This is a genomic window from Gemmobacter lutimaris (assembly GCF_003570715.1).
In the GTDB taxonomy this organism is placed as follows: Bacteria; Pseudomonadota; Alphaproteobacteria; order Rhodobacterales; family Rhodobacteraceae; genus Gemmobacter; species Gemmobacter lutimaris.
Genome location: NZ_QXXQ01000014.1, coordinates 86667 through 108257 on the forward strand (window position 1 = coordinate 86667; position 21591 = coordinate 108257).

At 66.2% G+C, this 21591-nt stretch carries 13 protein-coding genes and 1 pseudogene; 3 read left to right on the forward strand and 11 right to left on the reverse strand.

Features of this window, described 5'->3' with window-relative positions:
- Window position 1: 1 nt before the first annotated feature.
- The 8 genes from D2N39_RS18560 to D2N39_RS18595 all read right to left on the reverse strand — a co-directional run bounded on the left by D2N39_RS18560 (window position 2) and on the right by D2N39_RS18595 (window position 14349).
- Window positions 2-4300 (reverse strand): glycosyltransferase family 9 protein, encoded by a 4299-nt coding sequence (locus tag D2N39_RS18560; RefSeq protein WP_158589879.1) that lies wholly within the window; start codon window positions 4298-4300, stop codon window positions 2-4.
- Window positions 4301-4440: 140 nt separating this feature from the next.
- Window positions 4441-5055: a class I SAM-dependent methyltransferase gene (locus D2N39_RS18565; RefSeq protein WP_158589880.1), complete on the reverse strand. Its 615-nt coding sequence runs from the start codon at window positions 5053-5055 to the stop codon at window positions 4441-4443.
- Window positions 5056-5083: 28 nt separating this feature from the next.
- The gene (locus D2N39_RS18570) at window positions 5084-7276 is read right to left on the reverse strand and encodes a glycosyltransferase family 2 protein (protein ID WP_119136279.1); all 2193 of its coding nucleotides are present in this window, start codon (window positions 7274-7276) and stop codon (window positions 5084-5086) included.
- Window positions 7260-9077, reverse strand: a complete 1818-nt coding sequence (locus D2N39_RS18575; RefSeq protein ID WP_119136281.1) for a glycosyltransferase family 2 protein — start codon at window positions 9075-9077, stop codon at window positions 7260-7262. The genes D2N39_RS18570 and D2N39_RS18575 overlap by 17 nt, the downstream gene beginning before the upstream one ends.
- A gap of 82 nt (window positions 9078-9159) precedes the next feature.
- Entirely contained in the window at window positions 9160-10179 is a 1020-nt protein-coding gene (locus tag D2N39_RS18580; protein ID WP_158589881.1) for a calcium-binding protein, read from the reverse strand.
- 282 nt (window positions 10180-10461) lie between these two features.
- A complete protein-coding gene (locus D2N39_RS18585) occupies window positions 10462-11226 on the reverse strand; it encodes a hypothetical protein (protein ID WP_119136285.1) in 765 nt (254 codons plus the stop codon).
- Between the two features lie 28 nt (window positions 11227-11254).
- Window positions 11255-12613, reverse strand: a complete 1359-nt coding sequence (locus D2N39_RS18590) for an HlyD family type I secretion periplasmic adaptor subunit (protein WP_119136286.1) — start codon at window positions 12611-12613, stop codon at window positions 11255-11257.
- Complete coding sequence (locus tag D2N39_RS18595; RefSeq protein WP_158589882.1) at window positions 12610-14349, reverse strand: type I secretion system permease/ATPase; 1740 nt, start codon at window positions 14347-14349, stop codon at window positions 12610-12612. The genes D2N39_RS18590 and D2N39_RS18595 overlap by 4 nt, the downstream gene beginning before the upstream one ends.
- Before the next feature lie 59 nt (window positions 14350-14408).
- On the opposite strand from D2N39_RS18595, the gene D2N39_RS18600 reads away from it, so the two are divergent.
- Both D2N39_RS18600 and D2N39_RS18605 read left to right on the forward strand, forming a co-directional pair.
- Window positions 14409-15098 carry a SapC family protein gene (locus D2N39_RS18600; RefSeq protein WP_119136291.1) on the forward strand — a complete coding sequence of 230 codons (690 nt, stop codon included), beginning with the start codon at window positions 14409-14411 and terminating at the stop codon, window positions 15096-15098.
- Window positions 15095-15907 (forward strand): hypothetical protein, encoded by an 813-nt coding sequence (locus D2N39_RS18605; RefSeq protein ID WP_119136292.1) that lies wholly within the window; start codon window positions 15095-15097, stop codon window positions 15905-15907. Before D2N39_RS18600 ends, D2N39_RS18605 begins: the two co-directional genes overlap by 4 nt.
- A gap of 102 nt (window positions 15908-16009) precedes the next feature.
- Here the strand turns inward: D2N39_RS18605 and cysN are convergent, their stop codons facing one another.
- On the reverse strand, window positions 16010-17926 hold the full coding sequence (gene cysN / locus D2N39_RS18610; protein ID WP_119136300.1) for a sulfate adenylyltransferase subunit CysN: 1917 nt from the start codon (window positions 17924-17926) through the stop codon (window positions 16010-16012).
- A gap of 11 nt (window positions 17927-17937) precedes the next feature.
- Window positions 17938-18903, reverse strand: coding sequence for a sulfate adenylyltransferase subunit CysD (gene cysD, locus D2N39_RS18615; RefSeq protein ID WP_267899587.1), 966 nt, complete (start codon window positions 18901-18903; stop codon window positions 17938-17940).
- Between the two features lie 184 nt (window positions 18904-19087).
- On the opposite strand from cysD, the gene D2N39_RS18620 reads away from it, so the two are divergent.
- Window positions 19088-21400 (forward strand): ELWxxDGT repeat protein, encoded by a 2313-nt coding sequence (locus tag D2N39_RS18620; RefSeq protein ID WP_119136294.1) that lies wholly within the window; start codon window positions 19088-19090, stop codon window positions 21398-21400.
- A 64-nt stretch (window positions 21401-21464) separates the two neighbouring features.
- Here the strand turns inward: D2N39_RS18620 and D2N39_RS18625 are convergent.
- Window positions 21465-21591, reverse strand: a pseudogene (locus D2N39_RS18625) (UTP--glucose-1-phosphate uridylyltransferase); the annotation flags it as partial.

Sequence of the window (21591 nt, forward strand, 5' to 3'; positions counted from 1 at the left end):
GTCAGGCCTTCCGGCGCAGTGCGAGGAAACGCCGGCAGATCCGGTGCACCGTGAAGGGCGTCAGCGAATGCAGGCAGGCCATGGCGCGGTGGCATTGTTCGGCCATGGCGATGTAGCAGGGTGCGCAGCTCATGTCGCGGCGCAGCGCCACCGCCGAGGGGCCGAGCGGCCCCCATTCCTCCGATGAAACCAGCGCTGAATGCACCGCCACCGTTGGCACGCCCAGACCCGAGGCGATATGGCTGGGGCCGCTGTTATTGCCGACGAACAGCACGCTTTCGGCCATGATGCGCGGCACCTCGGACAGTTTCGACCGGCCGACCAGATTGAACACCCGGTCGCGGTCGCGGATATGGCCCAGGACCTCGGCCGCGATCTCCTTCTCGTCGGGACCGCCGATCAGCGCGACATTCACGTCGTCCTCCGCCACCAAAAGGTCTATCAGCCGGGCAAAATGCGCTGGCGCCCATTGCCGCAGCGCCGTGCCCGCCGCCGCATGCACCACCACATAGTCGCGTGCGAAGAGCTCCGCGAATTCCTCGCGCAGCGTTGCTGACAGCGGCGGCAGCCGGTCGAGGGCGGTGGAGATGGTCTGGCGGTCGGCCGAGAAGGCGGTGCCGATCGCCTCGACTAAGTTCAACAGATCGGTGGCGACATGATTGCGCTTGCGGGTCTGCGGCCGGTCGGTCTCCCATTCCAGCGCGATGTCGAGCCAAGGGAAGTCCTGCTGCCGATCAAACCCCGCCGTCAGGGGGGCGCCGCTCAGTTGCAGCACATGGCGCGTGTCGCCCAGCTTGCGCAGATCCACTGCCAGATCGAAGCGCCGCGCTGTCAGATCGGCCTCCAGCGCGGCATAATCAGCCTTGGTCAACTTCTTGCGTCCGAGGCCCGAGCGCGCATCGAAGAATTCGAAGGGGATCAACTCGTCGATGGCGGTTTCCATGCTGGCGATGCCCATGGCGGACCGGCCGACTAGCGCGGTCAGATGCGCCTGCGGGAACAGCTCTTTCAGCCGCCGGAAGGCGGGCAGCGAGGTGACCAGATCGCCGATATGATCCAGCTTCACCGCAAGGATGCGCCGGATTTCAGTGCGCGCGCCCAAAGGATGCCCGGCATAGACCTCGCGCAGCGGCTCTTCCTCGGGGGCGTAATCGTCGGCCTCGCTGCTGATCGCGGGATTGAGATAGGGATCCCCCGCAAGGCAGAGATCTCCCCAGGTTTTCAGAAAGCCCGCGCGGTCGAAGTCGTCCTTCAGATGGGCCCTGCTGGCCAGCTCGTAATGGATCAGCCGCGTATGTGGGGTATAGACCACCGACAGGCCGGCGCGGTTCAGGCGCAGGCAGAAATCGAGATCGTTGTTCACCACGCTATGAGTCTCGTCGAAGCCATTCACCGCCTCGAAAACCGCGCGCCGCATCATCATGCAGGCGCCGGTGACGCAAAGCAGGTTGCGCTGGCTGAGCGCGAGGCCAAAATAGCAGGGATCATCGGCTTCGGCAAAGCGGAAGGCATGGCGCGCGCTGCCCGGCATGGCGCGGGACAGGAACATGCCAGCATGCTGCACCTTGCCATCGGGATACAGCAACTGCGGCCCCACCACACCGACCTCGGGGCGCGCGGCCTCAGCCATCAGTACCGCCAGCCAGTCGGGGCTCAGCACCTCTATATCGTCGTTGAGAAACAGCAGATAATCGCCGCTGGCCGCCGCCGCGCCTAGATTGTTCAGCCGTGACCAGTTGAAGGCTTCGTCCACCTCGACCACTACATCGGCATGATCGCAGAACCATGCCTTCCAAGCCCGGCCCTCGGGCGTGATGCTGCGGCGGCGGATATTGTCGACCACCACGATCTCGCAGTCGGCGTCTGGCGAATGGTGGCGGATGCTGTCGATGCAGCGCCGGATGTGATCTTTCGATCCTATCGTTGGAATGATGATCGACACCTTGCCGGACGGTGCTTGGCGTTCCACACGGTGCAGGAAGGGGACGGCGCCGGGCAGTACGCGGGCAGTGGCGCTCAGGCTCTTCAGATGTGCTTGCAGTGCGCGGCGTTCAGTTGCCGGGGTCTCGGCCCGGCCGGCGGCCTCCAGCATCAGCCCGGGCGCATGGCGGATCGCCGCCGCCCCGGCCGCTGCAGTCAGCCGCAACACCAAGGCATAATCGCCCTCCGTCGCCAGATCCTCCAGCGTCAGGCCGGCACGCGCCATCAGCGCTGCAGAGGCCAGCCAAGCGCGACCGATATAGTTTTGTGCCAGCAGCAGGTCGGGCGACCAGGCAGGCTTGAAATAGGCGGCGACCGATCCGGACGCTAGCGGATCGGCGCGGCGATCGTCGGCGTAGATGAAATCCGCCGTCCCGCCGGCATCGCCGGCGGCCAATAGCGGCGCCAGCAGCCCGTCGGCCGCCAGGATGTCGCCAGGGCGCAGCCGCATCGCATGGCTGCCTGCCCCGGCGGCCTCCGCCAGTTGGGCAACCCGGCCCTTGAGCTCGGGCAGGGCCTGTTCCAGTCTGGCCAGCAGCGCCGCAACATCCTGCCCCCGCGCCGGGGCCAGCCAGAGCCGCCAGTGTGACCAGGCCTGCCGCAGCAGGCTGCGCAGGCTGTCCTCCATCCGGTCCCGCAGTTTCGCCTTGCCGTCCAGCGGCATCACGATGTCGCACAGCGGCAGCGCACCGCGCGTGGTCAGGATGTCCAGCCCGGTTACTACCTCAGAGAAGGGCAGCTTCCGCCGCAGGGCCTGGGGTCCGCTGGTGCTGTCGCCCTCCTTGCGGATGTCGATGGTGAAGCGCGATTCCAGTGTTTCGGCCTGGCGGTCGGTCACCACGATGCGGCATTCGGACCGGCCGTCCTTCAGCACCCGCGCCGGCACCGACAGGGCAAAACCGGCCAGCAGCGTATCGGGGAAATCGAAGAAGATTTCCGGCAGTTCCTCGCGCCGGATGCCAATATAGGCAAGGCCTAGCGAGGTGCCGTCCAGAAAGATCTCGATCTGCCGCACCCCGGCCCGCGCGACCGCCCAGCCGCTGAGTCGGAATGCCCCGGTCACCGCCTTCGTGGCTTGGCCGTTCTCCAGTTGGAAGGTATCGATCCCCAGAACGATGTCCTCATGATGTGAGACCCGCGCCGTCGGAGGCACGATCACCGTATCCACCTCGAAGCTGCGTCGGCTGCCGTCGCGCAGCGTCGCGGTGACGACCAGGCTCGCCGGTCCCTCGGGGAACCCCGGAGCATGAGTCAGATCAAAGCGGAACCCGGTCTTATCGGCCTTAGGCAGGTCGGGATAGGCGCGGGCTACATCGGGCCGGAGCAGGCCTAGGGTGGCGGTGCCAACCTCGATGCCGCCGTAATGCAAAGTCAACGCCGTCAGCCCTGCGCGAGCTGCGCTCCAGCCCGACAGCAGGCAGTGGCCGGCACTGTCTACCTCGGTGGTGTCGCAGAAGAACCAGATATCCTCGGCTTCGGGCTTTTCGGTGATTGCCGGTTCGGGCGCGGTGGGCGTGGGAATGGCTGGTTCCGCTGCGGTGGGCACCGGGGCCTCCCCTAGCGGTTCAGGCATTTGCATGATCTGCTGTACGCGCTGCGGCGTGGTCACCACCCGGCGCAGGGCTCCGTCGCGAGCCAGTACCTCGATGGTCACGATGTCCGCGCCCCCCGCCGACAGCGGCGTAGTGACGTAAAAGCCGGACCGTCCAGCCGTTGGATAGGCCGGAAACATCTTGGCCACGTCCGGACGCGGCAAGCCGGGCAGTGTGCCTGCGATCTTGCGGCCACCACTAAAGATCTGAATCGAGATGACGGGGGCCTTGGCCACAGCCCATCCCGCCACGCAAAGCATGCCAGACGAATCGATCTCACAGCGCTCGATATGGGTGCGCATTGCCGCCATGGCGTTGTCGTCATGGCCGTCGGTGCCTGCCAGAGGAAAGCGTTTCACAAAGACCTTTCCCGTGGTGGAGAAGGCCATGAGGATAAGGGTGCAGGGGCCTGTGGGTAGATCACCTCGGGTCAGTACGGCCTCAAAGCCCGTATACTCGGCATGAGGGACCGCGGGGTAGATATCGGCGATATCCGGTCTGTAGCGTCCGATTCTGGCACGGGCGATTCGCTGGTTTCCAAGTACGATCTCGATTCGTGTGAATGGTTCGGGTCCGATGGCCCACCCTGAAACGATCCCGGCGCGGATCTGACGCTTGCCTTCGGTATCAGTCTCGACCCGTGTCACCTGAGCAATGTCGATACGAATCTTGCCGGCGAAGGAAGGTATGGCGGTGTCGGACGGGTTTTCGGCAATCGAATTGTTCATGATCTCGTCTGTCATTGACGGCAGCGTGACGGACAGGGGACGATTGGCCGGTCACAGAATGAATGCAACTGCAGCGTAGTGGTCTTTCCTGATGAAGTTAAGAGAAAGTGCTGGGAGCAGCGAGCGGTGACGTTCCGGGGTCAGGGGTTCACATAGGACAACAGAACCTCCACCTGTTTGGTAAAGACGGTTTGGTGCATTGTTGCCAAGGCACAGAATTCGACCGAGGGGCCTGGCACGGTCTGCACCTCGTCAAAGCCCGCTGCCAGCAGCCGCCGCGCCAGCGAGGCTTCGGTGAATCCGGTGCGATGCGCCATGAAGGCATTGCCTTCCTCGATCGAGCGGCGATGGCCATAGATCACATCCAGTGCCGCGATCGGCCCCGAGGGTGACTGATAGAGCGGGCGTTCCAAATCGCCCTCGTCGAAGGCCCGCACCACCGCCGCCAGATCGGGCAGCCGCATCACCGCCGCGCCGTTTGGGTGCAGGATGCGGGCGAATTCGGCCAGAACCTTCGACACGTCATGATCGAAGAAATGTTCGATGACATGCGAGCAATAGATCATCCCCGCCGCGCCATCGGGGATGGCGTGACGCAGGTCGGTTAGATCGGCCAGAATGTCGGGGCGGCAATCGGGATCGACATCCACCCGGATCTCCTGCCAGCCCTCGAAGGCGTCGGCATCGGGCAATTGCCGGAACAGGCGCCGGGGGCCGGAACCGAGATTGTAGAGGGTGCGGGGGGCGGCAGACATCGGCGAACCTGTGCAAGGGGAAGGGGGGTCATGCCCAGCGGGGCAGGGCGGCAGGGTGCCAGCGCCCGGCCGGGCGCGGCGCGGGCGCGCGATGCTCCAGCGCGAGGGCGCGATAGGGCAGGGCATCGGGGGCGAACAGCGGGTGATATTGCGGATCGTTCAGGATCGCGTCACGCCAGATCGCGCGCAGACAGGCCAGTTCGCGTTGCAGGCGCGCCCCGGCCGGGCTGCCCTTCTCGCGGCCGCGACTGACGGATTCGTAATGGCGGATGCGGGCCTGCGGCGACAGCACGATGCGGTATCCGGCCTGCCGCAGCCGCAGGCAGTAATCGACATCGTTGAAATTCACCGCGAAGCGTGTGGTGTCGAACCCGCCCAGATCCTCGAACAGCGCCCGCCGCGTCAGCAGGAAGGCCCCGGTCAGCGCCGCGGGCTCCGAGGCGGCACAAAGCAGTTCGCCATAACCGGGATCGCCCAGCATCCGGTCCTCGAAGGCATGGGCCGCGCCATGCCAGGGGCCCAGCACCACACCGCCATGCTGGATGATGTCAGAGGCGCGCAGCATCAGCGGCCCCGCCGCCCCGACCGCCGGATCGGCCAGCCGGCTGCACAACTCCTCCAGCACGCCGGGCCAGGGGAAGGCCACATCGTTGTTCATGAAGCAAAGCTGCGCATGGCGGGCATGCTCGCAGGCCAGATTGTTGATCAGAGAGAAGTTGAACCCCTCGCCGAATTCGAGGATGCGTGCGCCGCCATCCTCCAGCCGGTTCAGCACCTCAAGGCTTTCAGCCTCGTCCGAGCCGTTATCGACCACGATCACATCCAGATCGAAGCCCGGATTGGCCGCGATCAGCCCGGTAACCGCCGCATGCAGCAGGGCACCCTGATTGCGGGTCGGCACGATCACGCTGATGGTGCGGTCATGGACCGGGCGGCGCAGATGCAGCGCCGGGAACAGCGCGCCCGCGCGGGTCGGGGTGGCGATGATCCGGCTGCCTTCGGGCAGGCGCCCCGGCCGGGTCAGCGCTGCTTCCAGCGCCCGCGCGCGCGGCGCCCGGCTTTCCGCCAGTGCCGATTCATCGGCCAGACCGCCCGGATGCGGCAGATGCCAGAGATCGGCTGCCGCCGGCAGGCCGCCTTCAGGTGCCAGATGATCCAGCAAAAGCGTCACCAGCGAGGGCGCCGCGGTCAGTGCCGTTTCCGGCAGGGCGAAGCACAGGGCGGCATGACCCTGTTCCAGCAACCGTTCGGTATCGAAGGCGGGCATCAGCAGCGGCCAGATCCCGCCATCCGTCTGCCGCAGCGCCAGATCGCAGAACACCGCCCGCGCGCCGGGCATTTCGGGCAGCGCCCTCGCCAGCCGGGCGGCAAAGCCCGGCACCGGCTGCACGGTTTCATGGCAGCACAGCACCCAGCCGGTGCCGCCCAGCCGGAACCACGCCCCGTCGGTGCCGATGCGACCCTCGGGTGCCATGGCGGGGATGCATTCAAGCTCGGGGTAAAGTGCGGCATAGGCCGCAAGCGGCATGCCCAGCCCCATCAGCCGGTCAAGCATCATGTCAACCCGGCGCGCATGGGCGGCAGTGCCGCCTGATCCGGCCGCGATCAGCCCGGTGCGCAGCCGGTTCGGCCAGGCGACCATATCGACCGGGCTGCCCTCCAGCACGAGGCCGGTCGAGGTTTCGACATGCAGCCGGTGCATCCGGCCATCGGCCAGACCGGGATCAAGATGCAGGTCGAAAGCGGCGGCGCGGCCCAGGGGATCCTGCGGATTGCCGACATGTTCCCAGCGCGTGACCCGGCAGCGGCCGACAATCCGGTCGCCCTCCATGGCGAGGATTTCGTAAGAGGGGAGGTCCGTCACGCCATTCTCGACCGTGCCGCTGATCATCAGCCCGTGCTGGTGATGGATCGCCCCCGCGGCACGGGGGGCGGGGATGGCACGGCCGCGCAGGTTTAGGAATGTCTGTTCAACAATCACATGGCCCGCGTTCAGCACCTCGATCCGCAGCAGGTCGTCGCCCTGCAAGGCGGCGGGATTGAGGCTGAAGCGGAAGCCGTGATCGCCGGATTCGTCCGGCAGGCCGGCCGTCATGGCGCCCATCAAACGGCCGTTTACGAACAGCCCGACATGCCAGTGCCGCTCCGGCTGGCTGTCCAGCAGGACATGGCCCTGCACCAGGCCCGGTTCGGTGAAGGCGACGTCAGACAGGAACGGCATGGTCCCCTCCGGTTTCGGCCCTTCCGGCCAGAATGTCGAGAAGGGCAGTCTCGAAATCCGCGCAATCGGCGGCGGTGGCTCCCGCGCAGGCAAACCCGGCCAAGGCAGTGGCCTCCGCGCCGGAGCGGATCAGCAGCAGCCCGGCCGCGGCATCATGCTCGGCCCGCAGGTCGTGGCCCGGCGACAAGGTCAGGCCACAGGCCCGCAGCGCGGGTTCCGGCACCAGCCGCAGGCGGCGGAAGCGCTGTGCGCGCAAAGCCTCGGGCAGCGCCCCCCGCAGTGGCAGGACCAGCGGGCCCTCGGGCGGGAGCGGCAGCACGACCCGCGCCGCGCCCGGATGGGGCGGCGTATCGCGCCCCGTCTCGGGGGCCCAGTCGCGGGCCAGTGCCGCCAGCAGCCGGTTCCTTGGCCCGGCCAATGGATCAAGTGCCGCGAAAGCCTTGTAAAGCGCCGGATATTCCGGGAAGCGCTGCACGAGGCGACGGTGGTTCGCGGTGGCCAGAAGGTGCTTGCGGGCGCCATAGGTGACCGATCCGGCATGGCCGACAAAGCAATCCGCTGCCGCGACATGGCGCCAGCCGCGCAGGCTGGCGCGCAGGCAGAAATCGACCTCTTCATAATAGCCGCTGTCATACAGCCCCGACAGCGGTGCGATGGCGCGCAGGCAGGGCTCGGCGATCAGCATGGCAAAGCCGTTGCCGCTGGGCAGATCGACCGCAAGCCCGGCGTTGCGCCGGAAGGCGGCGGCGGCCAGCCTTTCGCAGATCGCCGGATCGGGCATCGGCGCCGCGCGGCCCGGCCCCGGCAGGCAGACCGAGCCCGCATTGTTCGACAGCGGCGTGACCGTGCCGACCGTCGGGTCGCGCAGATGGGCCAGCAGTCGGGGCAGGGTCTGCCGGGGCAGCCATGTATCGGAATTCAGCAGCAGCACCGGGCCGGGGCCGATCTGCCGCAGGCCGTGATTGACCGCGCCGGTAAAGCCCAGAGTGCCGGGTGTGTGGGTGACGCTGACGCCGGGTTGGCGGGCGCATTCCTCCAGCAGCTGCCGGGTTTCGGCCTGTTCCGATCCGTCATCGACCAGCACCAGCCGCGCGCCGCGCAACCGGCGCAGGCTGTCCAGCACCGATTGCAGGCAACGGCGCAGCACCGCGCCGCCATCCTTCAGTGGCATGATGATCCACAGCCGCGCACGGGGGCGGCCTTCGGGGGCAAGGGGCACCGGGGGCGGGGCAGGGGCGGCCACATCGACCGGCAGGTCCGGCCCGGCGCCATGCAGGATCACCCGCCGCGTTCCCCGGACGGGGCGTGGGATATGACATTCCAGCGCGACAAGCCGCTGTGCCCCGGCCTGCCCCAGCGGGCTGATCCGGTCCTCGGGCCCTGTGCCTGACAGCTCCAGACTGTCGCCACGCCGCTGCACCAGTGTCAGCCGCAGACCCAGCGGCAGGTCGAGCCGCCGCATCAGTGGCAGTCGTGCCGGATCAAGCGCGGCCAGCGCCTGCCGCCGCTCGGCGGCACTGGCGAAAGGGCTGTCCAGCAGCGCCACCGCGATGTCATGGAGGTTGCCTCCCTGCCGCGCGCCAAGGCTGCAACACAGCACCATGGCCTGCGGGTCCGACGGGTCGAGCCGATGGGCATGGCGGGCATCCGCCAGCGCCGGGCCGTCATGGCCCAGCCGATGCAGCAGAACCGCCCGTTCGACAAAAGCCGGGGCGGCGGCATCATCATGCAGCGCTGTCTGGAGGGTCAGCAGCCGGTCGGCGGTGCGAAAGGGGGCCGGAGGTCCGGACGTCTGGCTCATGCGGCGTCGGATCGGTCTTCGGAACGCGGGGGCTGCACGGAAAACGGCCGCCCGGAACATCCGGGCGGCCGCAGGATCAGGATTATAGATCGACGTCGTTGTCGTCGTTGAAGTCGATATGCTCGACCCCCGAGACAGTGACGAACGTGCCATCCGAGAAGGTGATGGTGGTCGTGCCGCCGGCGGTATTGATGCTGACATCGTCGAAGTTGGCGTCGATCATCACGGTATCGTCGCCTGCGCCGCCGTCGATGGTGTCACCGGCCCCGGCGTTGAACGTGTCGTCGCCCTTGCCACCCAGCATGAGATCCTTGCCGGCACCGCCGCCGAGGAAGTCATCGCCATTGCCGCCTTCCAGCGTATCATTGCCCGAGCCGCCATAGAGCGAGTCATCGCCTTCCTGGCCTTTCAGCCAGTCGCCGTTGCCGCCGCCGGAAATCTTGTCATCGCCCGCGCCGCCGATCAGCGTATCGAAGCCGCTGCCACCGGCCAGCGTGTCACTGCCTGCACCGCCATCCAGGAAGTCATTGCCCGCGCCGCCATCCAGCTTGTCGTCCCCTGCACCGCCGGAAAGCGTGTCATTGCCGGATTCGCCGTAAAGCGTGTCATTGCCGCTGTCACCGAACAGGACATCATCGCCGGACCGGCCATGGATCTCGTCATTGCCCGCGCCGCCTTTCAGCGTGTCGTTGCCCTGACCGCCATCCAGCAGGTCATCGCCCGCGCCGCCACCAAGGGAATCGTCGCCCTTGTTGCCCGAAAGCGAGTCATCGCCCGCGCCGCCCTTGGCCGCGTCATCGCCGCTGCCGGTCTTGAGCGCATCATCGCCCGCGCCGCCTGCAACGCTGTCGCTGCCGGTGGTGCCGATCACGGTCTTGTCGGGCGAACCCGGAACCTGGATGCGGATGGTGCCATCGGCATTCTGCTTGACGATCAGATCGGCATCCGGGTCGGGTTTTTCGCCCGGACCGACGATCGCAACGGTCAGGTCTTCGCCTTCCGGTAGTTCGCCAAGGATATCATTGATCTGGGAATCGTTGAGCCCGAGATCGTCAAGGCCCTGCCCGACGTCTTCAAGGGAACTGTATTCGGATGAGGACATTGGGCATCTCTCCATAAATGATCACGTCAACACGTTCGGCTTTCGGCCTGGGGGACCTCTATACAATCGATAATTTACCGATACTTCCGAACAATGTGCATTCGATAGCATTGGATGGTAACGGAAACAAGAAACATTGCGGGTAAGATGGAGTCCATTTGCCCGCAGTATGGGCATATTGTTCAGAATATGCCGCACAAATCATCGAAATCTGGTGCGCGGTCGCAGCAATTTTCTCCGCTCTGGCAAAGTGTAGCTACCGCTTGATTCTGCTGTGCAGAATCAACTTTTGCGGAAAATGCGGATGCGGTCGTTGCGTCTTGGGGTTGCGGATTTTTCGCTCTCGGCGGGCATCTGCTCCAGCGCCATGTTCAGCCGCAAAAGCCGGTCGCCGGGGCCGGATCCATGCAGGCTGACCATGGTGCCCGAGGCGCTCACCCGCCCCGCTTCGGCAAACTCGGCCTCGACGGCCAGCCGGTTGCGGCCATCGGGCTCATCAATCCAGAGTTGCAGCTCGGCCAGGGGACGAAAACCGCCCCGGCTGCCCAGAAAATCGCCGGGCTGGGCGATCTGCCCGGTGGCGGGATCCTGTGCCAGGATGCGGGGCCGCCCGCTGCGCGCCCGGATCATCAGCCCGCCGATGGCCTGTTCGGGCGTGTCGCCCCCGGCCCAGCCACCAAAGCGTGCCGGGCGGTCACCATGGTCCGACAGATGCAGGATGTAATCGGCCCCGGCCGTCTCGTCCGGGGCCGGATCAGGGCCGCGGCTTGACAGATAGTTCAGCTCGATCCCGCCGCGCGGCTGTGCCCCGGCCTTGCGGGAGGTGATCTCGATCCCCAGCGACGCGGGCCACCCGCAGCGGATGACGCAGAATTCGCCCGGTGCCGTCAGCGCCCCGGTGACATTGCCCGCCTCGAACATCAGGCTGATCGCCTGCCGCGAGGCCGGTGGCACCACCGGACGGATCAGTGCATCGGCCTCGCCCTCGGCGGGGGCCACGAAAGTCAGCGTCAGAAGGCCGGGTTGCAGCTTGACGGTCTGATACATGGGGGATCCTCCGGCGCGGCGGGCGCGCTCATTCCTCGCGCATGGCGCTTTGCAGCCGCCGCATCAGCGGCCCGACCAGATAGTTCAGCGCCGTGCGCTCGCCCGTGGGCAGGATGACGGTGGCCGACATCCCCGCCACCAGCCGCGCGCGCTGCGCCTCGGGCAGGGTGGTTTCGTCCAGCCGCACCCGCGCCTCGTAATAATCGTCGCGCGTATAGGGATCGACGATGCGGTCGCGCGACAGGGTGATCAGCTCGCCCTCGGCCGGCGACAGGTCAAGCGACTGGAAGGCCGGGAAGGTGATCAGCGCCTCCGACCCCGGCAGGATGCCGTCGATGTCATTGGGGGCGACGCGGGCGGCGAGGATGTAATCATCCTCGGAGGGGGCGATCTTCAGGATGGTCTCGCCGCTGCGGATCACCGCGCCCACCGTGCCCAGAATGCTTTCCTGCACCGTGCCATCGACCGGCGCGCGGATTTCCACCCGCGTCAGCGAGTCATTGGCGATGGTCAGGTCGCGTTCCAGCGCCCGCGTTTCGCGGGTGACGGTTTCCAGCTGTTCGGCGGCGCGGCGGCGGTATTCCTGTTCCAGCTGCGCGATCTGCAACTGAAGCCCGGCGATGCCCTGCCGGATGCGGGCGATGTCGATATCGGATTGCGCGATCTTTTCCTCCAGCGACAGGCTTTCCTGTTCCAGTTCCGTCACGCGGGCCTGATTGGTCAGCCCCTTCTTGCGCAGGCTGCGCTGGTCCTCCAGATCCGAACGCACAAGCTCGATCTCGCGGCTGGCGATGCCGCGGCGCACCTCGTTGGCATGGATCTCGGCCTCGGCTTGGGCGATATTGGTCTGCAGCAGGTCATGCGCCTGTTCCAGTTCCTTGCGTTGCAGCGCGAAATGGCGCTGCTCGTCCTCGGCGAGGCGGGCGACGGCGGGATTGGCGGCAAGCTGGTCGCGGACCGCATCGGAAAACACCAGCGCGGGGGCCATCGAGAGCTCGGCCTCCAGCCGTTCCTGACGGGCGCGATTGCCGAGGATCTGCCCCTGGAACAGTTCGGCGGAGGCGGCGCTCTGGGTGGAATCGAGCCGCAGCAGCAGGTCACCCTCTTTTACCCGGTCGCCGTTGCGCACGAAGAATTCGCGCACGATCCCGCCTTCCAGATGCTGGATCTGCCGGGTGGTATTGGCGTTTTCCAGCACGGCCTGGGCCACCACGGCACTGTCGAGCCGGGCCACCGCCAGCCAGCCGCCGACCATGCCGAAAGAGACGAGGATGGTGATGCTGGCCGCGCGGAGCGAGCGGCGCAGCATGCGGTCGCAGGTGGCCAGCGCGGGTGAAACCTGCATGGGCGAAACTGGCACGGGCGCCGGGCTGTGCTGCAATGTCATGCCTGTTCTCCCACGCGGCCCGCATCCTGATCGCCGCCCTGATCGGCGCCGGCGCCTGCCTCCTTGTCGGCGGCCAGCAGCGGATTGCCCGCCGCGTTCAGCCGGCCCAGCATGTCGTCGCGGGTGCTGAAGGAATGCATGTAGCCATCCATGATGACGAGGATATAGTCGCAGATCCCCAGAAGATTGGCCTTGTGGGTGCTGAAGAAGATGGTCGAGCCGGCACGTTTCAGCTCGGTCAGGCTATAGGCGAGGTTCTTCTCGCCTTCGGCATCCAGCGCCGAATTCGGCTCGTCCAGCACCACGACGCGCGGCATGCGATAGAAGGCGCGCGCCAGCCCGATGCGCTGGCGCTGGCCGCCCGACAAGGGCGCGCCGCCATCCAGAAGCCGGAAATCCAGCCCCCTTCCGCGGCCCTGCACGATGTCCAGTGCGCCGGCCATGCGCAGCGCCTCGGTCACGGCGGGGGTCAGCGCCGGGTCGAAAGGCGCGAAGCGGGTGACATTCTGCCAGATCGTGCCGGGCAGCAGGTCCACCGCCTGCGGCAGATAGCCGGTGGCGGGGCCATGTTGCGCCGCAGGCCAGAGCGCCAGCGGGAAACCGTCGATCTTGACGCTGCCCGCCGTGGGCCGCGCCCCGCCGGACAGCAGCCGCATCAGGGTGGATTTCCCCGCACCGCTGGGCCCCACCACGCCGACGATGGACCCGGCCGGCACGCTGAAGCGGATGCCGGTCAGCACGGGTTTGCCATCGGCCCCGGCATAGCCCAGATTGTCACAGGCGACATGGCCCTGCATGTCGGGCAACGGGCTTTGCGGCTCTTCCGGTTCTTCGGACAGAACGGCGTCCAGCCGCTCCGCCGCCATGCGCACCTCGTTCAGCACCGACCAGTTGCGCGCCACCGCGACCACCGGCCCCACACCGCGCATCATCACGATGAAGGCCGCCATGCCCGCCGTGGCGGAAACCTGTTCCAGCAGGTAGAGCGTGGCGCCGGTGCCGACGAGGATCACAAGCTGGGCCTGCTGCAACACCCCGATCGCACTGTCGAGAATGCCGGCGCGCTCATGCCCCTTCAGCACGATGTCCGAGGCCCGGTCCTCCAGCCCCGCCCATTCGCGCCGCACGCCGGGCAGGATGTCCATGGCGCGGATCGTCTCGCGCCGGGCCGCCGTCGCCATGCCGAAGGCAAAGGCCTGATCCTCCGGCACGCGCTGTTCGGCGCGCACGGTCTTCCAGATCGACCGTCCCCGCGCGCTGAGCAGCGCAAGCAGCAGGATATAGCCGATGGCCACCAGCCCGAAGACCGGGTGCAGGATGAACAGCACCACGATGAACAGCGGCGCGAGGCTCGCATCCATCAGCGATTCGACCAGCGATCCGGTCAGGCCCTGCCGCAGCGTGGCAATATCGGCATAGGCGCGGAAGGCCTCGGGCCGGTCGCCGCGATGCACCGCATCGAAGATGCCCTGCCGCAGCTCATGGTCGATGCGGTAGCCCACCGCATGCAGTGCATTGGTGCGGTAATGGTCCAGCATCCCCCAGACCAGCATGAGAAAGCCGATCAGGACGGTGATGAAGCCCAGCGTCTCCCAGCTGTGGCTGGTATAGACACGTTCGGTCACCTGCATCATGTAGAGAAACGGGCTCAGCGCCAGCAAGGCGATGAAGATGCTGTGCAGCCAGATCCGTGCATAGCTGCCGCGGGCCTTCTGGAATACAGAGGTAACCGTCATCATAAGCGTCCCTGGTCAATTCAGGGGTCAGGGACCACAGTTGGAAGCCGGAAACAAGCATGTACAGCACATTTGATCGCTGGGAGGAGGCGACGGGCGCCGCATTGCGGATTTATGATCCTTTTGCCTACCGGCCTGCCCTTCATGAACGCATCGTGCCGGTCTGCCTGTCGGAAACCCCGCGTCTGGCCGAGCGCTGGCCGGTGATGTGGCGGCGCGACGGCCATGGCGACCCCGAACTGGTGGTGCTGCGCGGCCTCGTGCCGGGGGCCGAGCTGCCCGAGGCCCGCACCCAGAGCCGGACCTCGCTGCCCCTGCTGGTGCAGGCCTTTCCCTTCCGCTACCACGACATGACACGCGGCGACGAGATCGGTCTGGACCGGGCGGCGCCGATGCAGGAACGCGATGCGGGTTCCTATATCCTTGATGAAAGGGGCAATCTGCTGCCGGGGGCCGAGCTGAAGATCCGCGCGCTGGAAAGCTGGGGGGCCGAGCTGGAACTGCGCGCCCTGCTGACCGAGACGGTGTTCCGGCACGGGCTGGTGGAGCCGGTGACGCTGCCCGGCGATCTGTCGGCGAAATTCGCCCTGCCCGATTTCTTTACCGTGCTGCCCGCCCCCGAGGACGGGCTGATCTTCGGGGCCTTGCCACGCGAACACTGGTTGACGGTGGCGCGTTTTCTCGCCGCGCAGCGCATCTCGCTTTACACCATGGCGCGGCTCATTTCCCAGGCCGGAGCCACCGCATGACCCATTGGTTCGACGATCTGCCCGGCGTGACCGGGGCGCTGCCGCTGGATCAGGGGCTGCTGGCCGCCTGGCCCGATCGCGCGATGGAGGCGCGGCTCTGCCATCTGCGCCATTGCCCGGTGCTGCCGCAGGAGCTTTACCAGATCGCCCGGCATCTGCCGCTGGTGGTGGTGGACCAGCCGGGCGGGCCGCTGGTCATGGCGGAACTGGCGCCCGGCCGGTTGCGCCGCCCGGCCTTCGATGCCGAGGGCCGCTATCTGCGCAGCTACCGGCCGCTAGTCAGCCGGCTGCTGCCGTTCTGTGCCGCGCCGGGGGGCGAACTGCTGCGGCTGACCGATCCCGGTGCGCCCGCCGGCCCCGACCGTCCCGAAGATCTGCGCCGCCAGATCGTGCAGATGCTGCGGGCGCAGGCGGCGGGTCTGACCCGCATGGCAGAGGCGGCGCAGATTCTGGTGGAGGAGGGACTGCTGGTGCGCGGCTCCGATCCGGCCATGCCCGAATGGGTCCCGCCGCCCGAGGATCTGGCCGCCGAAACTGCAGGGGCGGCGGCCAATCTGCCGCCGGTGCCGGCCTCGTTCCTTGCGTTGCGGCTGCTGGCGGTTCTGGAGTTTTCGGCCCTGCACCGGCGCGAGACCCAGGCCCGGCGCAGCGATGCCGACAGCCTGCGCGAACTGCTGGGCCGCAACGAGGCGCTGCGGCGCCAGACCTTCCTGATCCGCGACGACCTGCTGGATTTCTCGGCCTTTGCCCCGCCTGCCCCGGCGGCAGCGGCGGAGGAGCAGACGGAAACGGACCCGCAGGCGGATTGACCGGCTCCGACAAAGATCTGGCGCCGACAAAGTCCCGGCCCTGACAGCAGAAAGCCCCCCGCACCGGCGGGTGCGGGGGGCTTTCGTGGTCTTTGCGCGGCCTCAACGGGCGAGGATTGCCTCGACGATGCGCTCGGCGGCTTCCTCGGCCGAAAGCTCGACCGTATTCACGGTGACATCGGCCAGTTCCGGTGCCTCATAGGGGCTGTCGATGCCGGTGAAGTTCTTCAGCTGGCCCGCGCGCGCCTTCTTGTAGAGACCCTTCACGTCGCGCGCCTCGGCCACGTCCAGCGGCGTATCGACGAAGACCTCGAGGAACTCGCCCTGCGCCATCAGATCGCGCACCATCCGGCGCTCCGACCGGAAGGGCGAGATGAAGGCGGTCAGCACGATCAGGCCGGCGTCGGTCATCAGCTTCGCCACCTCGCCCACCCGGCGGATGTTTTCCACCCGGTCGGCATCGGTGAAGCCCAGATCACGGTTCAGGCCATGGCGCACGTTGTCGCCATCCAGCAGGAAGGTGTGCTTGCCAAGCGCATGCAGCTTCTTTTCCACCAGATTGGCGATGGTGGATTTGCCGGAGCCCGACAGGCCGGTGAACCAGACCACCGCGGCCTTCTGGTTCTTCAGCGCCGCATGGGCCTCGCGGTTCACATCGACAGCCTGCCAGTGGATGTTCTGGCTGCGGCGCAGCGCGAAATGGATCATCCCGGCGGCCACGGTCGCATTGGTCATCCGGTCGATCAGGATAAACCCGCCCAGATCGGGGTTCACCCCATAGGATTCGAACGGAATCGCCCGGTCGGTCGAGATGTTCACCACACCGATCGCATTCAGGCCCAGCGTCTTCGACGCCAGATGTTCCAGCGTGTTGACGTTGACCTCATACTTGGGTTCCGTCACTGTCGCCGTCACGGTCTGCGTGCCGATCTTCAGCAGATAGGGACGGCCCGGCAGCATGGCATGTTCATCCATCCACACCAGCGTCGCCTCGAACTGGTCGGCGACCTCGCAGGGTTCGTCGGCCTGCACGATGACATCGCCGCGCGAACAGTCGATCTCGTCGGCGAAGGTCAGCGTGACCGACTGGCCCGCCACCGCCTGATCCAGATTGCCACCATAGGCAACGATCTGCTTCACCGTGGTGGTCTTGCCCGAGGGCAGCACGCGGATCGCATCGCCGGGGCGCACGGTGCCGGTGCCGATCTGGCCCGCGAAGCCGCGGAAGTCGAGATTGGGGCGGTTCACCCATTGCACCGGCATGCGGAAGGCATAATCCTGCATGCGGGCATCGTTGACCGGCGCTTCTTCCAGATGTTGCAGCAGCGTCGGTCCCTGATACCACGGCATGCCGGCGCTGCGGGCCGCGATATTGTCGCCCTTCAGGCCGGAAATCGGGATCGGCAGGAAGCTTTCCATCCCGATCTGCTGCGCGAAATGTGAATAGTCCTTCACAATTTCGTAGAAGCGTTCCTGGCTGTAGCCCACGAGGTCCATCTTGTTGATGGCCAGCACCACATTGCGGATGCCCAGAAGCTGCACCAGATAGCTGTGCCGCCGGGTCTGGGTCAGCACACCCTGACGCGCGTCGATCAGGATCACGGCCAGATCGGCGGTGGAGGCGCCGGTGACCATGTTGCGGGTATATTGTTCATGGCCGGGGGTATCGGCCACGATGAACTTGCGCTTGTCGGTGGCGAAGAAGCGATAAGCCACGTCGATGGTGATGCCCTGTTCGCGTTCCGCGGCAAGGCCATCGACCAGAAGCGCGAAATCGATGTCACCGCCCTGGGTGCCCACGGCCTTGCTGTCATGCTCAAGGCTTGCCAGCTGATCCTCGAAGATCATCTTGGTGTCGTAAAGCAGCCGCCCGATCAGGGTGGACTTGCCGTCATCGACCGAGCCGCAGGTGATGAAGCGCAGCATGGTCTTGTGCTGGTGCTTCAGGAGATAGGCGTCGATGTCCTCGGCGATCAGCGCATCGGTGACGTAGACGGGGTCTTGCGAGCCAGCATTCATTTCGGCGGTCATTAGAAATACCCCTCCTGCTTCTTCTTCTCCATTGAGGCCGATTGATCATGGTCGATGGCGCGGCCCTGACGTTCCGAGGTGGTGGTCAAGAGCATTTCCTGAATGACCTCGGGCAGGGTCTGCGCCTCGGATTCCACGGCGCCGGTCAGCGGATAGCAGCCCAGCGTGCGGAAGCGGATCGAGCGCATGACCGGGGTTTCGCCGGGCTGAAGCGGGAATCGTTCGTCATCCACCATGATCAGCAGGCCGTTGCGTTCCACTGTCGGGCGCGGCGCGCTGAAGTAAAGCGGCACGATCTCGATGCCTTCAAGGTGGATGTATTGCCAGATGTCCAACTCGGTCCAGTTGGAGATCGGGAAGACCCGGATGCTTTCGCCCTTGGCCTTGCGGGTATTGTAAAGCTTCCACAGTTCGGGGCGCTGGTTCTTCGGATCCCAACGGTGATTGGCCGTGCGGAACGAGAAGACGCGTTCCTTCGCGCGGGATTTCTCCTCGTCGCGCCGCGCGCCGCCGAAGGCCACGTCGAAGTTATACTTGGTCAGCGCCTGTTTCAGACCTTCGGTCTTCCACATGTCGGTGTGCAGGCTGCCGTGGTCGAAGGGGTTGATACCCTTTTCCATGGCTTCCGGGTTGTGATGGACCAGCAGCTCCATCCCGGCATCTTTCGCAGCCTTGTCGCGCAGGTCATACATCGCCTTGAACTTCCATGTCGTATCGACATGCAGAAGCGGGAAGGGCGGCGGCGCCGGATAGAAGGCCTTCTTGGCCAGATGCAGCATGCAGGCCGAATCCTTGCCCACGGAATAAAGCATCACCGGGTTTTCGGCATTGGCCACCACTTCCCGCATGATGTGGATGCTTTCGGCTTCCAGGCGTTGCAGGTGGGTCAGTGTGCTGCGGGAAAAGCTGTCGGGGGAAAGGGTGCCCTGGCCCGAACCGGCCGTGGCGGAGGTGCGCGTCGTCATGAATAGCCCCTTTGAAACTGGCTGACCTGCGCTTTGGCAAATTTTCGCGGCCTCTCCAAGAGGGAAGCGGCAGGCTTTGCCGGGGAAATCCGCCAGCGGGCCGGTTCGGGGTGCGTTTTTCTTGACCGAAAAGCAGACTGTGGCACTCTGGTTACAGATTTTGTTTATTTCAGGGATTACCGCAATGACCTACAAACTTCTGTTTGCGGCCGACAACGGCACGCTTGGCCATGAACTCTGGATCACCGATACCACCGGCTCTTCTGCCTCGCTGGTGCGCGACATATGGGACGGCAATACCCCCAGCATGTCCTACAGCCCCTTCGCCCTGCTGGACGGGCGGATGGTCTTTTCTGCCAATGACGGCACGGCGGGCGCCGAACTCTGGGTCTCGGACGGGACGGAGGCGGGCACCTCGCGGCTGAAGGACATCTGGTTCGGGCCCAACGGCTCTTATCCTTCCAATTTCCTGACCGTGGGCGATACGCTCTATTTCTCGGCCTATGAACCGGACAGCGGCTATGAGCTGTGGAAGACCGACGGCACCCCGGACGGCACCCTGCTGGTGCGCGACATCAATCCCGGCACCGGCAGCTCCTATGCCGTGTCGATGCTGGATCTGGATGGCAAGCTGCTGTTCCAGGCCTATGCCGATACCAGTGGCTATGAGCTGTGGATCAGCGACGGCACCGAATTCGGCACCCGGCTGCTGAAGGACATCAATCCCGGCACCGACAGCAGCAATCCGTTTCAGTTTCTGGACCTTGGGGACGGGCGGGCACTGTTCAGCGCCATGACCGCGGACGAGGGCACCGAGCTTTGGGTCACCGATGGCACCGCAGATGGCACCCAATTGCTGAAGGATATCAACCCCGGCACGAATTCCTCCTGGCCGCAGAATATGGCGCTGCTGGACGGCGTGGCCTATTTCGCGGCCGCGACGCCGGGGCAGGGGCTGGAGCTGTGGCGCAGCGACGGCACCGAGGGCGGCACCCAGATCGTGAAGGACATCAATCCCGGCAGCACCAGCAGCACCCCGCAGCCGATGACGCTGGCAGGCGACAGGCTGTTCTTCTCCGCCTATGTCAATGGCGACGGGAACGAGCTCTGGGTCACCGATGGCACGGCGGCGGGCACGAAGCAGGTGCTGAACCTCAACGGCAGTTCCAGTGGCGCGGGTTACGGCATCGGCCAGATCGCGGCGCTTGGCGACACCGGCACGGTGCTCTTTGCCGGCACCAACGGATCGGCCGGGACCGAACTCTGGCTCTCGGACGGCACGGCGACGGGAACGAAACTGCTGAAGGACATCGTGGCGGGCAGCGGTTCCTCCAATCCCTATGCGCTGACCTCGGTCGGCGATCTGGTCTATTTCGGCGCCTATGATGCCGAGGGCGGCACCGAGCTTTGGGTGACCGACGGCACCGCCGCCGGCACGCAGCGGGTGGAGGATGTCAATCCGGGCGCCAACGGGTCTTTCCCGCAGATCATGGGCATTCTCGATGTGAACGGCGCCCCCGAGGATCTGGCGCTGTCGGACAATGCGGTGGATGAAAATTCGGCTGCGGGCACGCTGGTCGGCAGGCTGTCGGCCAGCGATCCGGATGGCGACAGCCTGACCTTCCGGCTGACCGATGACGCGGGTGGCCGCTTTGCGATTGACGGTGACCGGCTGGTGGTGGCCGGGGCGCTGGATTTCGAGACGGCCGCCTCGCACAGGGTGACGGTCGAGGTGGATGACGGCGCGGGCGGCACGCTCAGCCGCAGCTTCACCATCGCCATCGGCAACCTGCCCGATGCCTCGGCCGGGGATGATACGCTGTCGGGCACGGCGGGGGCCGATACGATCCGCGGTCTTGCGGGGGATGATGTGCTGCGCGGGCTGGCGGGTGACGACCGGCTGTCGGGCGACAATGGCAATGACCTGCTGCGCGGCGGCACCGGCAATGACCTTCTGCTGGGCGGCGGCGGCACCGATACCCTGCGCGGCGAGGCGGGGAACGACACGCTGAACGGCGGCAAGGGCAATGATACGCTGGACGGCGCGCGCGGGGCCGATGTGCTGAAGGGTGGCACGGGCAATGACCGGCTGCTGGGCGGTGGCGGCAATGACCGGCTGGACGGGCAGGCCGGCAGTGACGTGCTTCTGGGCGGCGATGGCAACGACCGGCTGGAGGGGGGCAATGGCGCCGATACGCTGGCGGGTGGATCGGGCAATGACACGCTGAAGGGCGGGGCGCAGAACGACCGCCTGACCGGCGCCGCCGGGGCCGACCGGTTCGATTTCACCGGCAATTTCGGGCGCGACGCCATCACCGATTTCCGCGTGGGCCGCGATGTGATCGACCTGTCGGGCCGGGGGCTGGAATTCCGCGATCTGGATATCCGGTCGGTGAATGGCGGGCTCGATACGGTGATCGTGCTGGGTCAGAACCGTATCCTGCTGGAAGGGTTCGAGAAGGAGGATCTGCGCGCCCATATGTTCGACTTCATCTGAGCCGGAGGCCCGAAACGCAGCAGGCCCGCCAGAGGGCGGGCCTGTGAAAGCTGCGGCACGCGCGTTACTGGGCGGCTTTCTGCTGGGCGATCGTATCGTGAAGATAGGCGGTGAACTCGTCCCGCAGATCCGGGCGAGCCATGCCGAAGGCAACAGTGGCCTGAAGGAACCCGGCCTTGGACCCGCAGTCG

Coding starts and splice junctions, on each gene's coding strand:
- D2N39_RS18570 (WP_119136279.1), bottom strand. CDS start 7,276: ATGCCGTTCCTGTCTGACGTCGCCTTCACCGAACCGGGCCTGGTGCAG.
- D2N39_RS18585 (WP_119136285.1), bottom strand. CDS start 11,226: ATGTATCAGACCGTCAAGCTGCAACCCGGCCTTCTGACGCTGACTTTC.
- D2N39_RS18590 (WP_119136286.1), bottom strand. CDS start 12,613: ATGACATTGCAGCACAGCCCGGCGCCCGTGCCAGTTTCGCCCATGCAG.
- D2N39_RS18595 (WP_158589882.1), bottom strand. CDS start 14,349: ATGACGGTTACCTCTGTATTCCAGAAGGCCCGCGGCAGCTATGCACGG.
- D2N39_RS18565 (WP_158589880.1), bottom strand. CDS start 5,055: ATGTCTGCCGCCCCCCGCACCCTCTACAATCTCGGTTCCGGCCCCCGG.
- D2N39_RS18575 (WP_119136281.1), bottom strand. CDS start 9,077: ATGAGCCAGACGTCCGGACCTCCGGCCCCCTTTCGCACCGCCGACCGG.
- D2N39_RS18620 (WP_119136294.1), top strand. CDS start 19,088: ATGACCTACAAACTTCTGTTTGCGGCCGACAACGGCACGCTTGGCCAT.
- D2N39_RS18580 (WP_158589881.1), bottom strand. CDS start 10,179: ATGTCCTCATCCGAATACAGTTCCCTTGAAGACGTCGGGCAGGGCCTT.
- cysD (WP_267899587.1), bottom strand. CDS start 18,903: ATGACGACGCGCACCTCCGCCACGGCCGGTTCGGGCCAGGGCACCCTT.
- D2N39_RS18605 (WP_119136292.1), top strand. CDS start 15,095: ATGACCCATTGGTTCGACGATCTGCCCGGCGTGACCGGGGCGCTGCCG.
- D2N39_RS18600 (WP_119136291.1), top strand. CDS start 14,409: ATGTACAGCACATTTGATCGCTGGGAGGAGGCGACGGGCGCCGCATTG.
- cysN (WP_119136300.1), bottom strand. CDS start 17,926: ATGAATGCTGGCTCGCAAGACCCCGTCTACGTCACCGATGCGCTGATC.
- D2N39_RS18560 (WP_158589879.1), bottom strand. CDS start 4,300: ATGAACAATTCGATTGCCGAAAACCCGTCCGACACCGCCATACCTTCC.